General features: G+C 72.2%; 2 protein-coding genes. One reads left to right on the top strand and one right to left on the bottom strand.

Annotated elements, in window-relative coordinates:
* Window positions 1-173: 173 nt before the first annotated feature.
* Window positions 174-2,702 (top strand): ABC transporter permease, encoded by a 2,529-nt coding sequence (locus tag ACK4S2_RS06450; protein ID WP_409621873.1) that lies wholly within the window; start codon window positions 174-176, stop codon window positions 2,700-2,702.
* 61 nt (window positions 2,703-2,763) lie between these two features.
* Here the strand turns inward: ACK4S2_RS06450 and ACK4S2_RS06445 are convergent, their stop codons facing one another.
* On the bottom strand, window positions 2,764-3,723 hold the full coding sequence (locus ACK4S2_RS06445) for a phosphoribosylaminoimidazolesuccinocarboxamide synthase (RefSeq protein WP_409621769.1): 960 nt from the start codon (window positions 3,721-3,723) through the stop codon (window positions 2,764-2,766).
* Window positions 3,724-3,844: the final 121 nt, after the last annotated feature.

The raw sequence follows: 3,844 nt of genomic DNA, 5'->3' as shown, positions 1-3,844 counted from the left end.
CCGCCCCGCCCCCCCCCCCCCCCCCCCCCCCCCCCCCCCCCCCCCCCCCCCCCCCCCCCCCCCCCCCCCCCCCCCCCCCCCCCCACCCCCCCTGCTTCAAGGGGGCCATGCCCCCTTGAAAATCCCCCGGTCGACCTTGCAACCTTGGATACGAAGGGCATCACGGCATGAACATGGCTCTGGCAGTCCGGCTGGCGCGGCGCGAATTGCGCGGGGGCTTGCGCGGGTTTCGGGTGTTTCTCGCCTGTCTGGTGCTGGGCGTGGCGGCCATCGCCGCCGTCGGCATGGTGCGGGCGGCCATCCAGGCCGGGTTGACCGAACATGGGGCCGTCCTGCTGGGCGGCGATGCGCAGGCCGAATACACCTATCGCTTCGCCACGCCCGAAGAACGCGCCTACATCGACCGGGTCGCGCTTGCCGTGGCTGAGGTGGTGGATTTCCGCTCGATGGCCGTGGCTGGGCCCGAAGGCGCCGAAGAGCGCGGGCTGACCCAGGTGAAGGCGGTCGATGCCGCCTGGCCGCTGTTGGGCAGCGCCGAGTTCGACCCGCCGCTGCCGGTGGCCGAGGTGCTGGCCGGGGCGGGCGGCCTGCCCGGCGCCGCGATGGACCGCGTGCTGGTCGACCGGCTGGGACTGAAGGTCGGCGACACATTTCGCCTTGGCCTGCAGGAGTTCCGCCTGATGGCGGTGCTGCTGCGCGAACCCGACAGTGCGGCCGGCGGCTTCGGCTTCGGACCGCGCACGCTGGTGCGCACGGCGGATCTGGCCGCCTCCGGGCTGATCGGGCCGGGCACGCTTTACGAAACCGAATACCGCATGACCTTTGCCGACGGCACCGACCTTGCCGCTGTGCGCGCCGGGCTCGAGGCGGCCTTCCCGCAAGCGGGAATGCGCTGGCAGGACCGCACCCGGGCCGCACCCGGGGTGGAACGCTTTGTCGACCGCATGGGGGCATTTCTGGTGCTGGTTGGTCTGGCGGGGCTGGCGGTCGGCGGGGTGGGCGTTTCGGCGGCCGTGCGCGCCTATCTCGACGGCAAGACCGCAACCATCGCCACATTGCGCACGCTGGGCGCCGAGCAGCGGGTGATCTTTGCCACCTATCTCATTCAGATCGGCGCGCTGACGCTGCTCGGGGTGGCGCTGGGGCTGGTGCTGGGGGCTGGCGTGCCGCTGGCGCTGGCGCCGGTCCTGAATGCGGTGCTGCCGGTGCCGGCGGTCTTTGCACCCTATCCGGCGCCGCTCATGGAGGCGGCGTTCTACGGCGTGCTGGTGGCGCTGTTGTTCACCGTCTGGCCGCTGGCGCGCACGGCCGAAATCCGGGCGGCAGCGCTTTACCGCGCGGCGTCGGGGCGGGCGGCGGGTTGGCCGCGGCCGGTGTGGTGGCTGGTGACCGCAGCGCTGGCCGGCGCGCTGGTCGGCGGGGCGGCGCTGCTTTCCGGGGTGGCGCTGATGGCGCTGTCGGCGGCGGGCGGCATCGCGGCGGCGCTGGTGGCGCTGGTGCTGGCGGCCCTGGCGCTCAAGCGCGGCGCCCGCGCGCTGGCACGCACGCGGGCGTTGCACGGGCGCCCGGCCTTGCGGCTGGCGGTGTCGGCGATCGGCGGGCCGGGGCAGGAAACGCAATCGGTCGTGCTGTCGCTGGGTCTGGGGCTGACGGTGCTGGCCGCCGTGGGGCAGATCGACGCCAACCTGCGCGCCGCCATCGACCGCGACCTGCCCGAACGCGCGCCGGCCTATTTCTTCGTCGACATCCAGCCCGACCAGATCGACGGCTTCCTGTCCCGCCTCCGGGCCGATCCCGCGGTCGAAAAGGTGGAAACCGCACCGATGATGCGCGGGGTGGTCACGCGCATCAACGGGCGCCCCGCCGCCGAGGTCGCCGGCGATCACTGGGTCGTGCGCGGCGACCGCGGCGTGACCTACGCCGATGCCATGCCCGAAGGCACCACCGTCACCGCCGGCACCTGGTGGCCGGTGGGTTACGACGGCCCGCCGCAGGTGTCCTTTGCCGCCGAGGAGGCCGCCGAGATCGGCCTTTCCTTGGGCGACACGATCACCGTCAACATCCTCGGCCGCGACATCGAGGCCCAGATCACCAGCTTCCGCGAGGTGGATTTTTCCACCGGGGGCATCGGCTTTGTCATGGCGCTCAGCGCCAATGCCGTCCGGGGTGCGCCGCATACCCATATCGCCACGGTCTACGCCGCCCCCGAACACGAAGGCCGCATCCTGCGCGAGCTGGCCGGGGCCTATCCCAACATCACCGCGATCCGCATCCGCGATGCCATCGACCGCGTGACCGAGGCGCTGGGCGCGATTGCCACCGCCACCGCCTGGGCGGCCGGGGCCACGCTGCTGACCGGCTTCATGGTGCTGATCGGCGCGGCTGCGGCCGGCGAACGGGCGCGGGTGTTCGAATCGGCGGTGCTCAAGACGCTGGGCGCCACGCGCGGGCGCATCCTCGCATCGTTTGCCTTGCGCTCGGCGCTGATGGGCGCGGCCGCCGGTGCAGTGGCGGTTGTCGCAGGCGCGGCCGCGGGCTGGGCGGTGATGGCGCTGGTGATGGAGGCGCCTTACCGCTTCGAGCCGGTTTCGGCGCTGGGCATCGTCGCCGGCGGGGTGCTGGCGGTGCTGCTGGCCGGGCTGGCCTTTGCCTGGCGCCCGCTGGCGGCAAGACCCGCTCGGGTTCTGCGCGCGCAGGACTGACGGCGCCTCACATTCACCTTGTCGAAATATCCCGGGGGTCCGGGGGCAGCGCCCCCGGCCGCTACCGCACGAACCAGGGCGCCAGGTTGGCGCGCACCCGGTCCAGCACGCTGGCCCCCGACATGTCGGGCACGAAAGGCGCACCGGTGATCGCCTCGAACGCCTCGATATAGGTCCGCGAGGTGCGGGCGATCATCTCGGCCGGGATTTCGGGCACCGGATCCTTGTAGGGGTCGCAGCGCGCCGCGACCCAGGCGCGGATCACGTCCTTGTCGAAGCTGGGCGGGCGGGTGCCGGTCTCGAAGGCCGCGGCATAGCCGTCGGCCTTCCAGTAGCGGCTGGAATCGGGGGTATGGATCTCGTCGGCGATGCGCAGCGTCCCTTCGGCATCGAGGCCGAATTCGTATTTCGTATCCACCAGGATCAGCCCGTTCGCCGCTGCCTGTGCCTGCCCGCGGGCAAACAGCGCAAGCGCCACCTCGGCGACCCTGTCCCAAAGCGCCTTGGGCAGCAGCCCTTGCGCCACGATTTCCGCTGGCGTCAGCGGTTCGTCGTGGCCACCGTCGAAGGCCTTGGACGTCGGCGTCAGGATCGGGGCGGGAAGAACCTGGTTGTCGCGCAGGCCGTCGGGCAGGGTGTGGCCATACATTTGCCGCACGCCCTGTTTGTACAGCGTCAGGATCGAGGTGCCGGTTGTGCCCGCCAGATAGCCGCGCACCACCACCTCGACCGGCAGGATGGTCAGCTTGCGGCCGATCACAACATTGGGGTCGGGGTAGGCCAGTACGTGGTTGGGGCAGATGTCGGCCGTGCGGTCGAACCAGTGCCGCGCCACGCCGGTCAGCACCTGGCCTTTCCAGGGGATGCAGGCCAGGATGCGGTCGAAGGCCGACAGCCGGTCGGACGCGATCAGGATGCGGCGTTCGCCGGTGCCGTCATCGGGCAGGTCGTAGCAGTCGCGCACCTTGCCGCGGTAATAATTGGGCAGTTCGGGGATCACGGCTTCGGGCAGGGTGCGCATGGGGCCTCCGCGGCGCTGCTGGCTGGCGCGGCTATCGGGGTTTGGTGTCGTGCTGTCAAGCCGGGGGCGGCGGGGGGGGGGGCCCCCCCCCGGGGGGCGGCCCGCCCCCCCCCCCGCGGCC

The organism is Gemmobacter sp., from assembly GCF_046292685.1.
Taxonomy (GTDB): Bacteria; Pseudomonadota; Alphaproteobacteria; order Rhodobacterales; family Rhodobacteraceae; genus Wagnerdoeblera.
Note: the sequence above shows the minus strand (reverse complement) of the source record. Positions and strands in the feature narration are given on the sequence as shown.